General features: G+C 37.3%; 20 protein-coding genes. All 20 read right to left on the bottom strand.

All coding sequences use genetic code 11. From position 1 onward, the window contains the following. Positions 1–121: 121 nt before the first annotated feature. The 20 genes from glyA to AC07YC_RS19070 all read right to left on the bottom strand — a co-directional run bounded on the left by glyA (position 122) and on the right by AC07YC_RS19070 (position 20,367). Complete coding sequence (gene glyA / locus AC07YC_RS19165) at positions 122–1,363, bottom strand: serine hydroxymethyltransferase (RefSeq protein WP_336636981.1); 1,242 nt, start codon at positions 1,361–1,363, stop codon at positions 122–124. Positions 1,364–1,391: 28 nt separating this feature from the next. Then, positions 1,392–1,934, bottom strand: a complete 543-nt coding sequence (locus tag AC07YC_RS19160) for a TIGR01440 family protein (protein WP_336636980.1) — start codon at positions 1,932–1,934, stop codon at positions 1,392–1,394. Positions 1,935–2,019: 85 nt separating this feature from the next. Beyond that, positions 2,020–2,457 carry a ribose 5-phosphate isomerase B gene (gene rpiB / locus AC07YC_RS19155; RefSeq protein ID WP_036145253.1) on the bottom strand — a complete coding sequence of 146 codons (438 nt, stop codon included), beginning with the start codon at positions 2,455–2,457 and terminating at the stop codon, positions 2,020–2,022. Positions 2,458–2,796: 339 nt separating this feature from the next. Continuing rightward, a complete protein-coding gene (locus AC07YC_RS19150; protein WP_036123044.1) occupies positions 2,797–4,080 on the bottom strand; it encodes a methyl-accepting chemotaxis protein in 1,284 nt (427 codons plus the stop codon). Between the two features lie 17 nt (positions 4,081–4,097). Further along, entirely contained in the window at positions 4,098–4,529 is a 432-nt protein-coding gene (locus tag AC07YC_RS19145) for a low molecular weight protein arginine phosphatase (RefSeq protein ID WP_494920159.1), read from the bottom strand. A 27-nt stretch (positions 4,530–4,556) separates the two neighbouring features. Beyond that, on the bottom strand, positions 4,557–5,054 hold the full coding sequence (locus AC07YC_RS19140; protein WP_336636978.1) for a manganese efflux pump MntP: 498 nt from the start codon (positions 5,052–5,054) through the stop codon (positions 4,557–4,559). A gap of 164 nt (positions 5,055–5,218) precedes the next feature. After that, positions 5,219–6,253: an L-threonylcarbamoyladenylate synthase gene (locus AC07YC_RS19135; RefSeq protein ID WP_336636977.1), complete on the bottom strand. Its 1,035-nt coding sequence runs from the start codon at positions 6,251–6,253 to the stop codon at positions 5,219–5,221. Positions 6,254–6,354: 101 nt separating this feature from the next. Then, entirely contained in the window at positions 6,355–6,945 is a 591-nt protein-coding gene (locus AC07YC_RS19130) for a stage II sporulation protein R (protein WP_494920158.1), read from the bottom strand. 44 nt (positions 6,946–6,989) lie between these two features. Continuing rightward, entirely contained in the window at positions 6,990–7,850 is an 861-nt protein-coding gene (gene prmC / locus AC07YC_RS19125; RefSeq protein WP_494920157.1) for a peptide chain release factor N(5)-glutamine methyltransferase, read from the bottom strand. After that, positions 7,837–8,913, bottom strand: a complete 1,077-nt coding sequence (gene prfA / locus AC07YC_RS19120; RefSeq protein ID WP_008180577.1) for a peptide chain release factor 1 — start codon at positions 8,911–8,913, stop codon at positions 7,837–7,839. Before prfA ends, prmC begins: the two co-directional genes overlap by 14 nt. A 170-nt stretch (positions 8,914–9,083) precedes the next feature. Further along, entirely contained in the window at positions 9,084–9,656 is a 573-nt protein-coding gene (locus AC07YC_RS19115) for a thymidine kinase (RefSeq protein WP_025114779.1), read from the bottom strand. A gap of 116 nt (positions 9,657–9,772) precedes the next feature. Next, positions 9,773–9,976: a 50S ribosomal protein L31 gene (gene rpmE, locus AC07YC_RS19110; RefSeq protein ID WP_004269457.1), complete on the bottom strand. Its 204-nt coding sequence runs from the start codon at positions 9,974–9,976 to the stop codon at positions 9,773–9,775. Between the two features lie 182 nt (positions 9,977–10,158). Next, complete coding sequence (locus AC07YC_RS19105; RefSeq protein ID WP_336636975.1) at positions 10,159–11,208, bottom strand: NAD(P)/FAD-dependent oxidoreductase; 1,050 nt, start codon at positions 11,206–11,208, stop codon at positions 10,159–10,161. 92 nt (positions 11,209–11,300) lie between these two features. Beyond that, the gene (locus AC07YC_RS19100; protein WP_494920156.1) at positions 11,301–12,335 is read right to left on the bottom strand and encodes a FecCD family ABC transporter permease; all 1,035 of its coding nucleotides are present in this window, start codon (positions 12,333–12,335) and stop codon (positions 11,301–11,303) included. Next, the gene (locus tag AC07YC_RS19095; RefSeq protein WP_036145242.1) at positions 12,332–13,384 is read right to left on the bottom strand and encodes a FecCD family ABC transporter permease; all 1,053 of its coding nucleotides are present in this window, start codon (positions 13,382–13,384) and stop codon (positions 12,332–12,334) included. Before AC07YC_RS19095 ends, AC07YC_RS19100 begins: the two co-directional genes overlap by 4 nt. Before the next feature lie 46 nt (positions 13,385–13,430). Continuing rightward, the gene (locus AC07YC_RS19090) at positions 13,431–14,225 is read right to left on the bottom strand and encodes an ABC transporter ATP-binding protein (RefSeq protein ID WP_336636973.1); all 795 of its coding nucleotides are present in this window, start codon (positions 14,223–14,225) and stop codon (positions 13,431–13,433) included. A 41-nt stretch (positions 14,226–14,266) separates the two neighbouring features. Next, positions 14,267–15,991 carry an ABC transporter ATP-binding protein gene (locus AC07YC_RS19085; RefSeq protein ID WP_336636972.1) on the bottom strand — a complete coding sequence of 575 codons (1,725 nt, stop codon included), beginning with the start codon at positions 15,989–15,991 and terminating at the stop codon, positions 14,267–14,269. Between the two features lie 44 nt (positions 15,992–16,035). Beyond that, positions 16,036–17,937: an AraC family transcriptional regulator gene (locus tag AC07YC_RS19080; protein WP_494920155.1), complete on the bottom strand. Its 1,902-nt coding sequence runs from the start codon at positions 17,935–17,937 to the stop codon at positions 16,036–16,038. A gap of 259 nt (positions 17,938–18,196) precedes the next feature. After that, the gene (locus tag AC07YC_RS19075; RefSeq protein WP_494920154.1) at positions 18,197–19,003 is read right to left on the bottom strand and encodes a hypothetical protein; all 807 of its coding nucleotides are present in this window, start codon (positions 19,001–19,003) and stop codon (positions 18,197–18,199) included. Positions 19,004–19,014: 11 nt separating this feature from the next. Next, positions 19,015–20,367: a TcaA 3rd/4th domain-containing protein gene (locus tag AC07YC_RS19070; protein WP_494920153.1), complete on the bottom strand. Its 1,353-nt coding sequence runs from the start codon at positions 20,365–20,367 to the stop codon at positions 19,015–19,017. Positions 20,368–20,464: the final 97 nt, after the last annotated feature.

The following is a 20,464-nucleotide window of genomic DNA, read 5'->3' as shown; positions in this document are numbered from 1 at the left end:
ATCGTTTTCTACTGATTATATGTAAATTTATTCAAAATAAAGAGGATTATTCTACTTAATTTTAAATAAAAAACTGTGTTTAAAGTGAAATTTTCACTCTAAACACAGTCTATACATGCGATTAAGCGTATAATGGATGTTTATCTGTTAATGCTTTGACGCGATCTTTTGCATCCGCTTGAACCGCTTCATCTTCAGGGTTTTTAAGAACAGCTGCAATAATTGCACCTACTTCTTTCATATCTTCCTCTTTAAAGCCACGAGATGTAACAGCTGGTGTACCGATACGAATACCTGAAGTAACGAATGGAGACTCCGTATCGTAAGGGATTGTATTTTTGTTAGTTGTAATGCCCACTTCGTCTAATGCATGCTCTGCTACTTTACCTGTTAGACCAAGAGATTTAACGTTTAATAGTAATAAGTGGTTGTCTGTACCACCAGATACAATTTCAACGCCCTCTTCAATTAGAACTTCAGCTAAAGCTTTTGCATTTAATTTTATTTGTTTTGCATAGTCTTTAAATTCTGGTTGTAACACTTCGCCAAATGCAACAGCTTTAGCAGCAATGACATGCATTAATGGTCCACCCTGAATTCCTGGGAATACAGATTTGTTTAATTTTTGCTCCCATTCTTTTGAAGCAAGAATTAATCCACCACGTGGTCCACGTAATGTTTTATGTGTAGTTGATGTAACAAAGTCTGCATACGGAACTGGAGATTGATGCTCGCCAACAGCTACAAGACCAGCAATATGTGCCATATCCACCATGAAGTATGCACCTACTTCATCTGCGATTTCACGGAATTTAGAAAAGTCGATTTCACGTGGGTATGCAGAAGCACCCGCAACAATAAGTTTTGGCTTATGCTCTAATGCTTTTTGACGTACATCTTCGTAATCGATAACTTGTGTGTCTTTTGTTACACCATATTCCACAAAATTATAAAGAATACCCGAGAAATTTACAGGAGATCCATGCGTTAAATGACCACCATGTGAAAGGTTCATACCAAGAACCGTGTCACCTGGTTCTAAAATTGTGTGGTATACAGCCATATTCGCTTGCGCACCAGAGTGTGGTTGCACGTTTGCGTATTCCGCTCCGAAGATTTCTTTCACACGATCACGTGCAATATCTTCAACAACGTCTACATGTTCACAGCCACCATAGTAGCGTTTACCTGGATAACCTTCTGCGTATTTATTTGTCAGTACAGAACCTTGAGCTTCCATAACTGCTTCAGAAACAAAGTTTTCAGATGCAATCAATTCGATATTTGCTTGTTGACGTGTTTTTTCTGCAAGAATTCCTTCTAATACTGCCTTGTCTTGTACTGCTAATTTTTCATATGCCATGTTAGAAAAAGCCTCCTAGTATCCTCTATTATTTATATACAGCACGTTCCCCGCCAATTAGCTTTGGACGTGTTGTTGCAATCGTCACCACTGCTTCTCCCACCATTTTCACTGATGTGCGAACTGGGACAGCTACTGCTTTCAAATGCATACCAATTAATGTTTGGCCAATATCAATACCTGCATGTGCCTGAATGGTTTCAACAACCACAGGGTTAGCAAAACGCGTATAGGCGTATGCGGACATAGAGCCACCCGCAGTACGTACTGGAACTACCGCCACTGGATCGTAGCCAAAGCGTTCAGCTGTTGATGCCTCCATTGTAATAGCACGATTAATATGCTCACAGCCTTGAAACGCTAAATGTAGCTGGTGTTTCATTGCAAATTCTTGTAACGGCTCGAAAATCGCTTCCCCTATCTCCAATGCGCCTGCTGTGCCAATTTTCTGACCAATCACTTCAGATGTAGAGCATCCTACGACAAAAATAGTATGAGGTCGTAATGCTACCTGCTCTTCAAATTCACTGAGTAACTGAGTCAAATGCGTTCGTATTTGTTTTACAACCATTAAGCTCAGCTCCTTCATCTATATCCATTAAAATCATGCCATATATGACATCCTTGATGAATGCCATATATGGAATAACAATCATTTATTGCTCAAGTTCAGTAATTTTTTCGATGCGTCGTGTATGACGACCACCTTCAAACTCTGTTTCTAGCCACGTTTGGACAATTTCACGTGCAAGACCTGGGCCAATAACACGTTCACCCATAGCTAAAACATTAGAGTCATTATGGCATCGCGTTGCCTTCGCACTAAATACATCATGTACTAGCGCACAACGAATACCGTTCACCTTATTTGCAGCAATTGACATACCAATTCCCGTGCCACAAATTAAAATGCCTTTATCAAATTCTCCGTTCGCTACACCATCAGAAACTGGCTTTGCGTAATCCGGGTAGTCTACTGAATCCGCAGATTGTGGACCAAAATCTTCGTAGCTAATATGAAGCTCATCTAGTAGCTGCATGATCTCACGACGTAGGTTGTTGCCTCCGTGATCAGAAGAAATTGCTATTCTCACTGGGTTCCCTCTTTTCGAATTATAGTCAACCTTAGTGTACCACTTCTTTCTGAAGAATAACACGATTTTTCTTGTATTTTTATGCTGATTTCTCCTAAAAGACGAACATTTATTGTCACCAAGCTAAAAATCATTCACTTTTAAGTTGTTTTTTTTGTGGATAGTGTGAATATCATGTTAATAAATTCGTATAACGGTCTTTTGTTGTAATATTCTATCTACTAAAGTTTTTTTCACATTTTATATACAGTGGACAAACTATATCACTATTTCTTCCAAAAATAAAAAAACTGTCTATAAATCCGATTTTTCATCGCATTTATAAACAGCCTTTCAGGACTAAGCCTGTCGATCAAATTGTTGAATCACTTTATGCAAAGCTTCTGATTGCTTTTTTAAACTTTGTGCTAGGTGCTCTACCTGTTCAATAGCATAGGCTTGCTCTTCAGCCGCACTACGAACTTCTTGTGCACCCGCTGATGTTTCTTCTGCTATTGCAGCCACTTCTTGTGATTGACGTGCAGTTGTCTCAATATTATGCATCTGCTGTTCAATTAGTGAAGATATCTCTACAATCGCTGTTGCCATTTCATGTACATTAGATGACATTCCTTCTACAGCTGTCGTTGTTTCAGATACTCGATCTGCTTCCTTCGTTGCAAAGGCTACCTGTTCATTCATTTGTTTAACTACGACCTCAACATTTTGCTGCATAGACTGGATTAGAGCAGTAATCCCTTGGACAGCTTTTGCACTTTCATCTGCTAAACCACGAACTTCCTCCGCAACTACAGCGAAGCCTTTTCCATGTTCTCCTGCACGAGCTGCTTCAATAGATGCATTTAAAGCTAGTAAATTTGTTTGTGCCGCAATATCACCAACTAAGCCTATAATGCGCTCAACTTGACCCGCATTTTCTTCTAAAGCATGAATGCTTTTTAAGGCCTCATTGTTACCCGTAGCTATTTGCTGAATACTATTTACTAATGTTTCAATTGCATTTGTTGTTGTCGATAAATTATGTAATATCTCTGTAGATTGTGATGCAGATGCTTCGGCTCTACTATTTACTTCTGTTGCAAGAGCTCGTACATCCTCAATCGCCTCAGCGGTATCTTGTACAGCTGTCGCAGATGCTTCCGCTCCTGCCGAAATATGCTTAACGGTTGACGCAATACCTTCTGCTTTTCGAGTAGCGACTCCCGCTTCATCTGAGAGCTGAATGATCGATTGATTGGTCTGTTGGAAATTTTGATCGATACTTTCGACCATTTGACGTAAATTTAGCACCATTTGTTGGAATGCCTCTGCAACCGAACGAATCTCATCGTTTGTTTTAGGCATTTGAACATCCTGTCCAATTTTCCCCTCTGCTACTAGAGTTGCGGAATGCTCAAGTTGTTGTAAAGGTTTAATTAAAATTACGCTAAAAATGGCAGCCAATATGCCTGACCATGTGATTCCTAATGCATAAGTCACCACTTGAAACACTTTCCCATTAATACTCGGGAAGAAGGTCGGTTGTAAATATTCAATAAATATAAAACTGATACTGTAAGTAATTAATGCTAGCACGCTCACAAATAACACCAATTTAAGTCGTAAACCAAATTGTTTTTTCATAGGGCTCCTCAATTCTATTATAGTTTTTGTATTAATTGATCAACCAATTCATGTAATTCCGTAAATGTTGCTTCGTATATTGCTCTATTACCACCGTAAGGATCGACTACATTCTCCAGGCCGCCTTCATTCGTATACTCTTTCAAAGTAAATACTTTATGATCTGTTCCTGGGAAACTTGATATAACAGTGTCTTTGTGAGCGGTAGTCATCGTTAGGACTAAATCTGCCCAGTCCATTTCTACCATGGATAATTGTGTTGCAAAATGCTGATGAGACATTCCGGCATTATTTAACACTTGTTGCGCATGTGCTGACATTTGGGCATTAGGCATAGCATAAATACCTGCAGAACGTACTTCTAAATTGTCTATTTGTTTATGTTTTAATATGACTTCTGCCATTGGACTGCGACAAGTATTGCCTGTACAAACAAATAATATTTTCACACTTATCACTCTCCATTTTTATATGAATTATTGCTGAATTGCTAGGATACTCATGATTATAAAAATAATGCCAGCAACGATTTGAATTTTATTCCCAAAAAAGACTTGGCTCCTCCGTGCAATGACTAATGACCCATAGGCGCAAATCAAGGCACTCAAGCCTGCACTCATAATAAAAATTGTTTTTTCTAAGTTTAGCATACCAAAAGAAACACTAACTGAAAAGGTATCTAGGCTTGCAGTCACGGCTAAAAGTACGGGGGAAATTGTAACTTTTTCGTCCCGATGAGAGAATAATAGTAAATGCACGCCAATGCAAAATAACAAAATACTCGATATCCATTGTCCCCATTCTAATAGAAAACGAACTAAATAGTTTCCTAATTCAAATCCCAATAAAGGAAAAATCATATGCAACGCAGCCGTCCATACTGATAAAAATAAGCGATATCTAACATTCGGCAGCAATACATATAGACCAATAACATCAACAGACGTTAATATACCTGCAAGAATTCCCTGCAAGAATGCACTCCTTCTCTCCCTAATATTTTATCATTTTATGCTCGAAAATACATTATTATCATATTTGTCCACATAAGATTTTCCTTTTTATAAATATGATTCATGCACATAAAAAAGGACAAAAGACATGTGAATTTTCAATGTCTTTTGTCACTTAACTTTATTTATAATGAATACCATTTGCCCCCAGAGGCCTTTTCAAGTCTATTCATAATAGCTGCCCCTACGCCTTCCGTCGAAGTGGTCGTAGCTAAAATAACGGTAGCTGTTGTTTTATCACATGCTCTAAGTGCATGGTATAACGAAGCACCCATTTCTTCTTTACTTCCCTCTTCACCTACTGAAAAGTAAAAATCAGCTTTACTATGTTGGAAATTTTCAGGTGCAAGAAGTGCTACGCTATGTCCTTGCTGCTGTAATTGTTGAACAGCTTCACTTACTTCCCCATCATGACAATTGATTAAGTATACCGGTGCATTTGGTGCATAATGTGTATATTTCATGCCCGGAGCCTTCGGAGTCTCTTCTAGTTTCTGCTCTATTTTGGTTGGTTGAATAACCGGACCAATGTTAGCTTCAAGCATCTCCTTCGTAATGCCACCTGGACGTAAGATTACTGGAGGCTCATGTGTCACATCTAATACAGTGGACTCTAGCCCAATTCCTGTGGAACCTCCATCTAAAATATAAGGTATGTACCCTCCCAAATCATCTAAAACATGGATAGCTTCTGTTGGACTCGGCTTACCACTACGATTAGCACTTGGCGCAGCAAGCGGTTTTTGAAGCTGCTGTAATAAGGCAAGTGCTACTGGATGGTCTGGCATCCGAATACCGACAGTCGATAATCCAGCCGTTACACTTTGAGCCAGCACATTTGGTTTAGCAGGCATCACCAGCGTTAACGGTCCTGGCCAAAATAAATCCATGCATTGCTTGGCAATGTCAGAAATATGTTCTATATAGTTCGTTACTTCCTCTTTTGTACCAACATGAACAATTAAAGGGTTATCTGAAGGGCGGCCCTTCGCTTCAAATATCTTCTTCACAGCCACATCATTTGTGGCAACAGCTCCTAGCCCATAAACCGTTTCTGTCGGAAATGCTACTACCTCCCCCGCATTTAAGATATCCACAGCTTGTGTATAATTAATTTGACTATTCACATTACTGTCCACAACCTTGCAAACGGTTTCCATGATTAAAACCTACCTTCAGTTATTGATTCTTACTGAATTATCCACATAATGTTTATAACTTCTTAAAAAATGTGTATAAGTTATCTGAATTTGTGAACAATTCATGCAAAAAGCCCTTTCACCCATTCCCAAATAAAGAATGTTACTTGCTCTTCCTCTTCTGGCTCTTCGGCTTTTACTTCTTCTTTTTCAGGCTCGCAAATGGATGGGAATATACTGCACCACCAGTTATCGCCACGCGCATCACCAATTTTCACTACAATGGAGTGATACACATTTTGTGGATATAAGACTGCTCCCTGTCTTTTAGGCGGAAATAAGTTATCCCCAACCACTACCTGTGTATCAATCTGTGGATAATTTTCGCTTAATTCTGTTTCAATTTGTTGCTTTAACGTTTGAATTTGCTCATTCCCGGCAACTCCTGCAGTTACTACTTGCATAAAATAGGGCTTTAACTCTTCCACAAGCTGCTCTTTTTCATACTGATCTTGTGCTGTATTGCTATTAGCAATTACACGAATCCTAAAATCGTTTTCTTGTTCTTGATTAGTAGCCTCTTTTGCAAAACCTACTAATGATGGAATATATAACACACATAGCTGTAAGGCAACAGCCACTACTACTAATCTAGCAAACGCTAAAAAGATATTTTGTTTAGGTAATCTAATAAACTTGTATTCATTTAACATATAAATCCCTCCTTGCTCAACATTGTTGGCAAGATGAAGACACTTTATACATGAATCTCACAAAAAATCATTCGCGGTTTCCCATTAATATCTTTTTCTACCGAAATCGTAGCCTGTGGAAAACTATCTTGAAAGAATTTTGCTACTTTTTCACCTTGTGTATAACCGATTTCTAACCCAATTAATGCGGGTCTATTCATATAGGTTGGCAATTGCTCTGCTAATTGTCGATATAAAATAAGACCATCTTCCTCCGCAAATAGTGCGCTATGGGGCTCATGCTTTAGTACAACATCTGACATAGCCTCAGCCTCATCAAACGCGATATATGGAGGATTCGATAAAATAATATCAAATTTTTCACCCGCAAGCGGAGCAGTTAAATCTCCCAACCTAAAATCAATATCGGCCTCTAATCTCTGTGCATTTTTTTGTGCTGTCGCTAATGCATCCTCAGATACATCAGTTGCTACGACCGTTAACGCAGGACATTCCAGCTTCATTGAAATGGCAATAGCCCCACTACCCGTACCTATATCGGCTACCTTCAATGCTTGATGCTGAAATAGTTTAGTCATACGATTAATAGTGCCAAGAATTAGTTCTTCCGTTTCCGGTCGAGGAATTAAAACTGATTCATCGACGATAAATGAACGACCATAAAACTCCTCACTTCCCACACAATACTGAACTGGGCGACCATTGACATGTTCTTCTATAAGAGCTTTAAATTTTACTTGCTGTTCTTCTGTTAATTGATCCTGTAAATGTAGCATAACCTCTGAATAACTTGTACCAAGTATATGCTGCATAACAATACGTGCCGCAGTTTGCTCCCGACCATTATCCACTAAAAAAGAAGAAGCCCACTCAAGGGCCTCCATCACATTTTTATAAGTCATCATTTAAGCGCTCTAACTTCGATGCTTGTTCTTCTAAAATAAGCGTATCGATAATTTCGTCCAATCTACCTTCGACGATTTGATCTAGCTTTTGAATCGTTAACCCAATACGGTGGTCTGTTACACGGTTTTGTGGATAATTGTATGTGCGAATTCGCTCCGAGCGATCACCAGAACCCACAGCTGACTTACGTGTGGCATCGATCTCTTTTTGCGCTTCTTGCATATACATATCTGCTACACGAGCGCGTAAAATTTTCATTGCCTTTTCACGGTTTTTAATTTGAGAACGCTCATCCTGCATGGAAACTACAACACCCGTTGGTAAATGGGTCATACGAACCGCAGACATCGTTGTATTTACGGATTGACCACCCGCACCAGAAGATGCAAATGTGTCTACACGAATGTCTTTTTCATGAATTTCAACGTCTACTTCCTCTACCTCAGGTAAACATGCTACTGTTGCTGTTGATGTATGGATACGTCCTTGTGATTCGGTAGCAGGTACACGTTGTACACGGTGTGCACCATTTTCAAACTTGAACTTTGAATAAGCACCTTGTCCGTTAATCATAAAGATCACTTCTTTATAGCCGCCCATTGGGTTTGGAGTGGCTTCCATAATATCAATTTTCCAGCCCTGTGTTTCTGCATAACGGGAATACATGCGGAATAAATCACCAGCAAAAATATTTGCCTCGTCTCCACCAGCCGCTCCACGAATTTCCATAATAACGTTCTTATTATCATTAGGATCTTTGGGAATTAATAAAATACGTAAACGCTCCTCAAGTTCTTCCTGCTGTGCTTTTAATAGGTTAAATTCTTCCTTTACCATTTCATGCATATCAGGATCTTTTTCGCTATCTAACATTTCACGTGTATCTACTAATTGCTCTTTGACATTTTTATATTCACGATACGAATCCACAGTTTCTTGGATATCTGATTGTTCCTTCGAATATTCACGTAATTTCTTACTATCATTAACAATATCCGGGTCGCTTAAAAGCTCTGTCAGCCTTTCATAGCGATCCTCCACTGCCTGTAATCGATCAAACATGGATTTCACCTCTATTTAGTTTCTTAAATTGCTCCTATTTACCAAGAGCTCTCCATTAAAATTATGCTAAAGCATAATGGTTATTTACAATGTGTATGTCCACTACTTAGTATAAAAAACTTTTCGCATATACGCCACTTTTTCTTAGTGCTTCATACTGTGATCTTCCATTATAGCGAAGGATGAGCGTGACATTTTCGGCATACTGGATAATAGGAATCATTTCCACCAATTTGAATTTGATCTCCTGTATACACAGGCTGTCCATTTCCATCTACTCGTAAATTCATCGTTGCTTTTTTATGGCAGAACCAACAAATGGTTTTCATTTCTTCAATTTTATCTGCATATGTAAGCATGTATTGGCTGCCTTCAAACAGTTCATTTTGAAAATCATTTTTTAAGCCAAAGCCCATGACTGGAATATCTAATTCATCCACAATGTTAGCTAGTTGTAAAACATGCGCTTTTTTTAAAAATTGAACTTCATCCACAAGTACACAATATGGTTTAACTGAATTGTTTCGCACAAGTTCAAAAATATTTGTATCTTCATAAACAGGGATGGCTTGCTGTCTTAGACCTACTCGACTGGAAACAAAACCAACCTCATCACGTGTATCTAATCCTGATGTAAACATCATTACAGGTTTCTGTTGTTCTTCATAATTATGGGCAACTTTTAAAATTTCTATTGATTTTCCACTATTCATTGCACCATGTTTAAAATATAGCTGCGCCATACTGTCTTCTCCCTTTCTTTTGGTCGATCTGTATTTTGAAAAGACTTGCATCAACGTGTCATATTTACTGAAAAAAATACCTGCCAAGCACATGCTTGGCAGGTATTAAACTAACATTAGTTTTTAAGACCGTATTTTTTGTTGAAACGATCCACGCGACCATCAGCAGACGCGAATTTTTGACGGCCAGTATAGAATGGGTGACATTCGTTGCAGAACTCGACAACGATGTTTTCTTTTACTGAACCAGTTTTGAAAGTGTTCCCACAAGAGCAAGTTACTGTTGCTTCTTTGTAGTCTGGATGAATTCCTTGTTTCATATTCGTTTTCTCCTCTCGCCCTGAACCATCTGGAACAGAGTATTATCGAACTGTACCTTACATAGCCCGAATATGAGTGAAACCATCAGCTATATATGTACACGTTGCATACTTATGAAGTATAGCATAGGCGTTTTATTATTTTCAAGAAAAAAATATCAAAAGAAAGATTTCAATAGTTTTTATCCACGAACCTCACGATAATCATTGTCTTGTAACCCTATTTTTTCATTTCTCTCTTTGAAACGGATATTATGGGAAGAAACATAAGCAACTTTTGGTGCATCAGGTTCTATTAATAGTTTTGCACTATTTAACGCTAATACGCCATCTGTAAAGGCACCTGCTATTAGCCTAACTTTACTTGGATGATCAATAAAATCACCCGCTCCATAGATTCCTTCTATATTAGTTTCTCTCTTTTCATTGACGAGTGCTACACCATCTTCTATATGTAATCCCCATTCTTCTAGTGCACCATAATCACATTTTAAGCCATGGTTCACAATAACGGCATCTACTTCAACTCGCTCTATCTCTTCTGTCTCTTTATTCATAATCGATACAGACTGGATTAAATCTCCATCACTATGTAATTGCACTACTTCATATGGCGTTTTTACACATACGGAGGATTCCTTCATCCGTAAAACGTTCTTTTCATGACCACCGAAGTCCTCTCGACGATGAACGATCGTAACACTCGCTGCAATTGGCTCTAACTCATTCGCCCAATCGACGGCTGAATTACCACCGCCTGAAATTAAAACATGTTTATCTCGGAAAATCTCTAATTCCTGTACAGTGTAGTGTAAATTAGTTACTTCATAGCGATCTGCTCCTTCTATTTCAAGCTTTTGCATCGTTAGAACGCCATAACCCACTGCCAAAATCACTGTTTTAGAATAATGCTTTTCCCCCGTTGAGGAAGTTAATATAAATGTTCCATCTGGTTGTTTTTCTAATCCTTCTACCTTTTGATTTAAAACAATTGTCGGATCAAAAGTTTGAGCTTGTTCAACAAGCTGGTTGATAAGCTGTCCGCCTAAAATAGGTGTAACTCCCCCAACGTCCCAAATCATTTTTTCAGGATAAATTAACATACGACCACCGAGCTGAGAGCTATACTCGATAATTTTCGTTTTTAAATCTCGCATGCCACTATAAAAGGCTGTATAGAGACCTGCTGGACCACCGCCAACAATCGTTACATCATATAGTTCTTTCACCATTATTAGATTCCATCCCCTTCATGCTAATTCCGAGAATTATGATAGGCACTCGGCTACCCCACCTTTATTGTTCACAAAAATACTTTCACTATCTATTCCTTTAATCGTGCTAATAAATACAAGAAATAAGGAGCGCCTATAACGGCTACGACGATCCCCGCTGGAATTTCTGAAGGCTCGAGTATAGAACGACCAATCGTATCAGCCATTAATACGAGAAAACCCCCTAATAATGCCGCCGCAGGAAGTAAAAATTGATGCTTTGCCCCAACCAGTTGGCGAGCTAAATGTGGAGCGATGAGCCCTACGAAGCCAATGCCACCACTTACAGAAACACTAGCGCCTGCTAAGCCTACTGCTGCGGCTAATAACCAACGGCGCTCTTTTTCAATTGAAGCCCCTAATCCGACAGCTGTTAATTCGCCTAAATTCAAAACGTTTAATACCCGCGATTTCGCATAAACAAATGGTAATAAGATTACTAACCATGGTAATAATGAAAGAACAAATCTCCAATTTGAACCCCATATGCTCCCTGCCAGCCATGTTGCCACAAACTGATAATTTTCAGGTGATAGGCGTAGTGTTAGGACAATCATTGCTGAGCTAATCCCTGCTGCTACAGCTACCCCTGTTAAAATTAAACGCATAGGTGTAATACCTTCATGTCGTTTATAAGAAAGTGAATAAATCAGAACTGCTGTTAAGCCCGCTCCTATAAAGGCAAGTACTGGCAGTAAATAGACAGGTGCCGCCTTCGTTGTTGGAAAAAATGAAATATACAGCATAACTGCAAGACCAGCACCCGCATTAATCCCTAAAATGCCCGGGTCTGCTAAAGCATTTTTAGAAACACCTTGTAAAATAGCACCTGATATAGCTAAGCCCATTCCCACTAATACAGCTATCACAATTCGTGGAAGCCTAAATTCAAATAGAATTAATTGTTGCTGTGCATCTCCTTGTCCAAAAAGAGTCTTAAAAACCTCCATTGGTGTTAGCTTAATCACCCCAGTATTCATACTAATCACAAAGGTAATGAAGATTAACACAAGCAATGTAGCAATAATGATAAAATTTTTCTTTTTTGTCTTCTGCTGACTTGGCGTTAAATAGCTGTTACTCATAGCTCTTTCCCTCCTTTACGTGCTAAATACAGGAAGAAAGGAACACCAATAAAGGCAATTAAAGCACCAATCGGCGTTTCATAAGGAGGATTGATAACGCGTGCTACTAAATCAGCTAACACCACAAGCAACGCTCCATATACTAACGAACAAACGATAATCCAGCGATAATCATGACCAACTATGTATCTCGTTAAATGGGGAATTATTAAGCCTACAAAACCAACTGCTCCTACAACAGAAACTGCCGCACCCGCTAAAATTAACACAATGATCATTCCCCATACTTTTACAACACCCGTACGTTGTCCGAGCCCAACAGCAATTTCCTCCCCTAAGCTCAGTACAGTGATTGAACGTGATAAAATAAGAGCTCCTATCATCGCAATAAGTATCCAAGGTGATAATATTTGTAGATGGCTCCATTTTGTTCCCGAAACACCGCCCGCATACCAAAAGGCAAGGTCTTGACCAATACGGTAATAAAGGGCAATCCCTTCTCCTAGCGCTCCAAGCAATGCACTAACAGCTGCACCAGCCAAAACAAGTCGCATAGGTGTTAAACCACCTTTAGACAGCGACCCAATACCATAAACAATGGCTACCCCAAGACCTGCTCCAATAAAGGACCATAAAATTAAAAACATATAAGGCATACCAGGGAAAAAGGCAAAGCACACCGCCAACATAAATGCGGCTCCCGAGTTCAAGCCTAACAACCCCGAATCTGCTAATGGGTTACGTGTCATACCTTGCATAATCGCCCCCGCTACTGCAAAGCTTGCTCCTACTAGAGCTGCCCCGAGTACTCGCGGTAAGCGGATATCATGAATAATTTGATGTGTAGTTAATTCTGGTGAAAAATGGGTAACTGCTGTCCAAACAGTACCCAGTGAAATATCTGCTGCACCAAAAGAGATCGATAAGCCAATAGCTAAAATTAATCCAATAACTCCTACAATTAAAGCTACTACTCCACGGATCGGATGAGATCGTTTCTGTAGCTCCTCTAAATCGTTGAGCTCTCCTACTCCTGTCGACGTAGTCATTTTATTTCCTCCTTATAAACTTCCCAATAAACATACAGACTAAATTTTATTTCTTCATATCGTATAGCTGATAGGATAGGCAGATTGGATTTTTACTATATGGACAAACAGCCATTTCAGCATCAATATTGAACACTCTTTGTAAATTTTCCTTTGTCATCACTTCTTCTGGACTTCCATCCACCATTAAATCCCCGTCTCTCATGGCCATGATAAAGTGGGAGAAGCGTGATGCATGATTTAAATCATGTAATACCATGATTATTGTTCGACCTTCTTCTTTATTTAACTTTTGTAAAAGCAATAAAATATCTAGCTGATGGGCTAAATCTAAATATGTGGTTGGTTCATCCAGTACTAGAATATCAGTACCTTGTGCTAATGCCATGGCAATCCAAACTCTTTGGCGTTGGCCACCTGACAATGCTTCAATCGGTCGATCACTAAATTCCCTTAGTCCCGTTACATCAATAGCCCAATGAATATACTCATAGTCTTCCTTGCGCAATGTACCAAATCCGACTTGGTGAGGAAAGCGACCATATGATACTAGCTCAAAAACAGTTAAGCCTCCTGGAGCTGTTGCCGTTTGAGGCAAAATAGCCATTCTTTTGGCTACTTCCTTGGTCTTCAATTGGTGAATTGCTTTACCATCTAAATAAACCGCCCCATTTTGAGTCTGAAGTACACGGGCCACTGCCTTTAATAAAGTAGACTTCCCGCAACCATTTGGACCGATAATTGTGGAAATCTGCCCTTTTGGAATTTCCACACTTAAATCATTGACTATGAGCGTCGAGGAATAACCAATCGCCACACGATCTATTTCTAGTACTGACATAATTAACTTCCTTTCATTTTTGAGAGTGCTTTGAACCAACCTTATATTTGTAGACCAAATTGAGCTGTATACAACCCATAATAAGCATGTCTTCGTTCCATTAATTGCTCATGTGTTCCTTCTTCAATAATGCCTTTTTTCGATACAACAACAATTCTATCTGCATCCTTGATCGTTGCTAATCGATGGGCAATTACCAACGTCGTACGACCAATAGAAAGCTCGTTTAATGCTTGTTGAATAGCTTGTTCCGTTTCAGTGTCCAATGCCGATGTTGCTTCATCAAGTATTAAAATTTTTGGGTTTTTCAGGAAAATTCGTGCGATGGATAGCCTTTGTTTTTGACCTCCTGATAACTTCACACCTCGCTCACCAATTAATGTATCCATTCCCTCTGGGAGTGCTTTAATGACATCGGTCAGCTGTGCGCGCTGAGCTGCGTACCAAATATCTTCTTCACTAGCATTCAGATTGCCGTAAGCGATATTATCGCGAATAGTGCCATCAAATAAAAAGACATCTTGTTGAACTATCCCAATATGACCACGCAATGATTGCAATTTGTAATCCCTTATATCCACACCATCAATTTTAATGGAACCTTCATTGACATCATAAAAACGCGGCAGCAAACTGCAAATTGTAGATTTTCCTGCTCCTGATGGACCTACTAGTGCCACTGTTTCACCAGGGCGAACCTGTAAATTAATGTGATGTAAAGCACGATTCGCATCTGAGTAGCCAAACGATACATCTGTGAATGTGATTTCGCCATCAATTTCATCGATATCTTTCGCTTCTGGTCGATCCGCTATCTCAGGCTCTGTTTCAAGAAATTCAATATAGCGTCTAAATCCTGCCATACCTTTTGGATAGCTTTCTATAAACATGTTGATTTTATTAATTGGGCCAAGCAGAATCCCTGAAAGTAAAATAAATGCGATAAAGTCTCCATTCGATAGATCGCCATTTAACACAAAATAAGCTCCAACAAATAATGTAAATAATGACAATACCTTTGTTAGAATACCTGAAATGGCTTCATTCCAAGCCATGACCTTATAAGAGAACAATTTAGTCATTCGGAATCTATCATTGTTTACCTTAAAGCGTTTAATTTCATGATCCTCATTTGTAAATGCCTGTACAACACGAATACCGCTGACATTGTTTTCAACGCGAGCATTAAAATCAGCAATATCTCCAAACATTTGACGAAATGCTTTGGACATTAATTTTCCGAAAATAATCGTCAGAACTAGGATGATCGGCACAAGTAGGAAAATAAGAATTGTAAAGGTTGGATCTATGTAGAACATCACACCAAATGTCCCTATAATGGTCATTGCTGCAATAAAAATATCTTCAGGACCGTGGTGGGCAAGCTCACCGATATCCATTAAATCGTTCGTTAATCGGGAAACAAGATGTCCCGTTTTATTATTATCAAAATATCTAAAAGAAAGTTTTTGTACATGGCTAAAGGATTCCTTTCTCATATCCGTTTCAATATTAATCCCTAGCATATGTCCCCAATACGACACAATGAAATGGAGAATGGAGTTAAAAATATATAAGACAAATAACAATAAACTCGCCATAATAATCCACTTTAGTTCGCCATCTGGCAAAATATCATCAATTACTTTATTTAAAACAAGTGGAAACGCTAATTCGATTAATGCTACTAAAATGGCGCAGCTAAAATCTAAAATAAATAAGCGTTTATATGGTTTGTAATATGAGAAAAATCGCTGTAATAACATGGTTGTAGCCTCCTATTGCAATATCAATCTTCATATCTACTAATTTATTTTTGTTGAGTCTTCGTAAACTCTACTATTTTGTCAGCTAGCTCTTCAGCTTGATGGAGACCCGAAAGTGGATCAGAGGCAAAATAATATTCAGAGGGAAGTTCTATAATTTGATTATTTTTTACGACATCTAAGTTTGTCCAAGTCCCTGGCAACTTCCCATCTTTGTTAAAGAAGTTAATCATGAAGTTATAATCAGCTACAAAATCACCTACTACCTCGTAGGAAATCTCATAACGTCCGCCACTCGCCTCTTTTGCATCATATAACTCCTGCACTTTTTCTTGAGGCTTCAGACCCAAAATTTGATAGAGTGCTCTACCACCCGATACGCTTGAATTTCCAACAATCGTTGCATTTTTTTCAAACATTTCATAAATAGTAAATGTTGCTCCGTCTGGAACCACATCATTTATTTTTTCCTTAGCTGTAGCTATCCGATCTTCAAACTCATTAACAAATGTTTCAGCTTCTTTTTGTCTTCCTAAATAACTTCCCATCGCTTTAATTTCCTCTATTGAGGATGAATGAGCATCTTCAGCAAAGACAATTGTAGGTGCAATTTTCTCATATTTCCCTACATCTTCTGGATTCCATGTAATGATTAAATCTGGCTTTAGCTCTAAAATTTTTTCCAATGATACCTTCCCATCAGTACCAATATTCGTAATTTCCCGATCCTTGTAGTGTTGTTTTAAAAACGCAGCATAATCCAGGTTAGCTGTTACCCCTCCTACTGGTACAACATCTAACGCTAAAATTTGGCCAAGATACCAGTCTGTGATAACTCTTTTTGCTCTCACTGGAATTTCTACTTCACGGCCACTGTCATCTGTCACCATTCTTGTCTCTATAGTGTCTGGAGTAGTTTGTTCCTCTACCTTTGATGAGACCGATTCTTCATTACATGCAGCTAATAACACAAACAGGCTCAGAAAAAAAGGCAGTCTTATATGTTGAATCATCTTTTGCATCATGATTTCATTTTCTCCATTCTCAAATCGGTTTGCTTGCGCGAGCTGATTCTCATTGTATTGAAAATGATTCTCATTTGTAATGGCCATTTCGGACATATAAGATGTATATTTCAGCCTAAAATTACTTGGTGCCATATTTGTAGCCTTTTTAAAGGCACGACTAAAATAGTATTCATCTTCATAGCCAAGTGAAATAGCAATTTCCTTTATACCAAATTGATTTTCCACCAAATATTGTTGTGCGTGCTCAATTCTTAATTGCTGTAAATAAATTTGTGGTCCTACCCCGTAGCGTGCTTTAAAAATTCGTAATAAATGACGTGTACTAATATGAAGCGTATCAGCCAATGTTTGTATAGATAATGGTTGATGAAGATGCTGATGAATATATAGCCGTGCTACTTCTGCCTTATCCATTTCATGCGGGTTCCCCTGCCCATCTGCTAATTCTTGAAACACACGATAAACAAATTCATACAAAGAGGCTTTAACTGAAAAATGATCTTGAATAGAGCCAGACATCCATTTGCTATACATATCTTGAAGTATGTTGTAAATGGCTATTGGATTAGCAGGCACACAAGAGAAATTTATTTGAAACGGTTGATATTGCATCTGTAAATGCTGCATAAAGGCATCCTTATAGATAACATCTCCTTCATAACGTATGAGGAAGTAGCTAACGCTATGCTGTGCATTAATTTGTAAACTTTGAGATTTACCAATGTGAAAAATACTGAAACGCTGTACATAATAAGGCTGTTCATCAATGATAATTTGCGCCTCGCCTGCTGTTATGATAAGAAACGAACTATTAGTTACTATCTTTGAAATTTGAACTTTTGATTTATTTATGTAATTAATATGCTTCATTTGAACATAGGCATTTTGCCAAAGCAGCATGTAGGCATCATAATTCATCCGAATCTCCTTCAAAAAGATATTTATTAACTTCATTATATTGATAATGATTATCAATTTCAATAAACTTCGGAACAAAGAAATAAAAATACCTGCTAAGCATATGCCTAACAGGTATTTTCTCAATCATTTTTAAAATTTTTGAGTTGAAATTTGTGTGATTAGTATTAAATTTTAGAGAAAAGATATTTTGTTCTTTTCTTACTTAGCTGGAAAAGTCGCCTACAAATGCACACCTTACTTGCCAAACTTTTTTAGTTTAAAACAAAAAACCTAAATAATCTCCAATTGTAGAATCAATAATAAAGGAAAAAATAATTGTAGATAATATACCTGTTACAACTAAATAGAAAATAAAACTATAAAAATTATCAATAATTTTAGATGTATTACTTAGCAAATTAATCATTACAAAAATAGGTATAATAACAATTGCTAACGAAAAACCAACGTATAGCATAAATATTGAATAGGTATAAGATTTCAACAAGCCTAATAATATACTTAAAACTGTTATAACAATAGGAAGTGCATAATAATTCCCTATTTTACTAATAATATTTGTAAAACTAAGATTCTCAGAAAATAGTTTGGAAGTTAAAAATATAGCTACTACGTTTATTGCTATTAATAGAGTGAGAAATAAAGTCATATAGAAAATCACTTGAATTATAGATGGTCCGTAGTTTTCAAAGAAACCAAAACCTCCAGAAGTGAATCTCTTTAATAACATGAAAACTGATAACGCGGTTATAATCACATAGATTACCATGCTAATAATGTTATTTTTCCAAGCTGCTTCTATATTTAAACTTGCAGATGGATTTTTTAATTGTTCCATAAAATAATTAACGTATAATTTTGATTGCTTTTTTATTGATTCAATTTGATCGCTACTTTGCGAAGTATGAGTAAAGTGTGATTGAGATTGAGACTGATCTTGATAATCATTCATATCATTTATTGTTGCTGCTTGTTCGAAAACAGAACTTTCTAATGGAGCTCCACATTTCCCACAGAAATTCCCTTCCTCTTGTAAATGTCCACATGTTAAACAATTTTTCATATTACACCTCATTAAAATTTTGTTTTTTTCGTATCTAAATCAACAATTTCATCAATAAAATATTCCCCATTTTCAAATGAGAAGATATATTTCTTTTTACGTTCATAGTTAATAAACCCTTCTTTATCTGAAGAATAATTAAAAGTTTCAAATGATTGTAACTCAAATTGATTATCTGATAACTTTGTAAATGAAGTAATATCATTTAACAAAAAATCGTAGTTATAGCCAGGGATGTTATCATGGTCAGTTACAAACTTCGCATAATCTTTTTTTATTTTGCTTCCATCTTTAAAATAGTCATCTATGTAATCAAAATTTGTATATTGAATAGCTGATGCATAGTCTGTTCGGAAATTTTTGTAAATATTTCGGATGAAATCTTCATGTTCTGCTAATTTTTCTTCCACACGAATGTGCTCAAATGCTAAATAGATTGAATTATTATCTAACGGCATTATTTCCGATTTTACAGTCTTACCATCTTTATCTTGACCTTGTGCATAAATTTCAATTTTACTATTAAGTTTTGCTGGAAAAATTTCTCTTAATTCCCTTACTTTTTTCTCTGTAGATTTTCCGTTTATATACAATACTGCATCTTCTAAATCAGAGTCTACAAATACTGTTTGAAAATTCCAATCTACATCAATTTGGGCAATATTCTCAGATTGTGCTTCAAGTATTAGGTTTCCTTCCTCTGCTAAAGGTATATAACCATCTTGATAGCTATAAGACCACACATATTCTCCTGGAATATATTGACCAAATCCAACATTTTCCTCACCATTTTTACTTACAATTTCCTTATCCCCAAACTTTAAAGTCATATTTTTAAAAGGTGCATAGATAAACACCTCCGTCGGAATAACTGTGAATTCTACTCTGTCATAAAGCCCAAACAAAAAAGGCTTACTATTAACGGAAATAAACTCACCACCATTGTATATAATGTCTGGATTTTCATTATTCTTTATACGCTCTACTTCATATGTAAGTTGATTTCGCAAGTTTGTCCAACCATAATCTTTCACAATTGCATACAAATTTTGAGCATTTGCTTCAGTACCTTCTTTTATATTAAATTCTTGAAAAAAGGCATCTTTATCTTGATTATTGTATGCTTCATTCATTGCGCTAATCTGCTTCGTCGGGTCAAATATACTACTTAAAATAAAATGTACACTAGTAAGCAGTAATAGGAGGACACCTGAAATAGATAGAATCCATTTCTGTTTCTTAGATATTTTTTTAAAATTTTTCTCGGCTTTTTGCTCTTGAAATTCCTTAAGACTATTTCCGCAGTTAGTACAATACAATACTTCTTCACTATTTTTTTCCCTGCAATTTGTGCAAAATTTCACTAATAATCACCATTCCCTATGCATTATAACAAAATTATACAATACATTTTTGTATAATAGTAGGTTTTTTTGCCAATTTGCACTATTTATATTTACA

Source organism: Lysinibacillus sp. GW247-5R2A, from assembly GCF_059424475.1.
The sequence above is the reverse complement of the archived record's forward strand: the minus strand, read 5'-3'. Positions and strand labels throughout refer to the sequence as shown.

Excerpts from the sequence above, each read along its gene's own strand:
- glyA (WP_336636981.1), bottom strand. The coding sequence starts at position 1,363 with ATGGCATATGAAAAATTAGCAGTACAAGACAAGGCAGTATTAGAAGGA.
- AC07YC_RS19160 (WP_336636980.1), bottom strand. The coding sequence starts at position 1,934 with ATGGTTGTAAAACAAATACGAACGCATTTGACTCAGTTACTCAGTGAA.
- AC07YC_RS19150 (WP_036123044.1), bottom strand. The coding sequence starts at position 4,080 with ATGAAAAAACAATTTGGTTTACGACTTAAATTGGTGTTATTTGTGAGC.
- AC07YC_RS19135 (WP_336636977.1), bottom strand. The coding sequence starts at position 6,253 with ATGGAAACCGTTTGCAAGGTTGTGGACAGTAATGTGAATAGTCAAATT.
- AC07YC_RS19130 (WP_494920158.1), bottom strand. The coding sequence starts at position 6,945 with ATGTTAAATGAATACAAGTTTATTAGATTACCTAAACAAAATATCTTT.
- prmC (WP_494920157.1), bottom strand. The coding sequence starts at position 7,850 with ATGATGACTTATAAAAATGTGATGGAGGCCCTTGAGTGGGCTTCTTCT.
- prfA (WP_008180577.1), bottom strand. The coding sequence starts at position 8,913 with ATGTTTGATCGATTACAGGCAGTGGAGGATCGCTATGAAAGGCTGACA.
- AC07YC_RS19115 (WP_025114779.1), bottom strand. The coding sequence starts at position 9,656 with ATGGCGCAGCTATATTTTAAACATGGTGCAATGAATAGTGGAAAATCA.
- rpmE (WP_004269457.1), bottom strand. The coding sequence starts at position 9,976 with ATGAAACAAGGAATTCATCCAGACTACAAAGAAGCAACAGTAACTTGC.
- AC07YC_RS19105 (WP_336636975.1), bottom strand. The coding sequence starts at position 11,208 with ATGGTGAAAGAACTATATGATGTAACGATTGTTGGCGGTGGTCCAGCA.
- AC07YC_RS19100 (WP_494920156.1), bottom strand. The coding sequence starts at position 12,335 with ATGAGTAACAGCTATTTAACGCCAAGTCAGCAGAAGACAAAAAAGAAA.
- AC07YC_RS19095 (WP_036145242.1), bottom strand. The coding sequence starts at position 13,384 with ATGACTACGTCGACAGGAGTAGGAGAGCTCAACGATTTAGAGGAGCTA.
- AC07YC_RS19090 (WP_336636973.1), bottom strand. The coding sequence starts at position 14,225 with ATGTCAGTACTAGAAATAGATCGTGTGGCGATTGGTTATTCCTCGACG.
- AC07YC_RS19085 (WP_336636972.1), bottom strand. The coding sequence starts at position 15,991 with ATGTTATTACAGCGATTTTTCTCATATTACAAACCATATAAACGCTTA.
- AC07YC_RS19080 (WP_494920155.1), bottom strand. The coding sequence starts at position 17,937 with ATGAATTATGATGCCTACATGCTGCTTTGGCAAAATGCCTATGTTCAA.
- AC07YC_RS19075 (WP_494920154.1), bottom strand. The coding sequence starts at position 19,003 with ATGAAAAATTGTTTAACATGTGGACATTTACAAGAGGAAGGGAATTTC.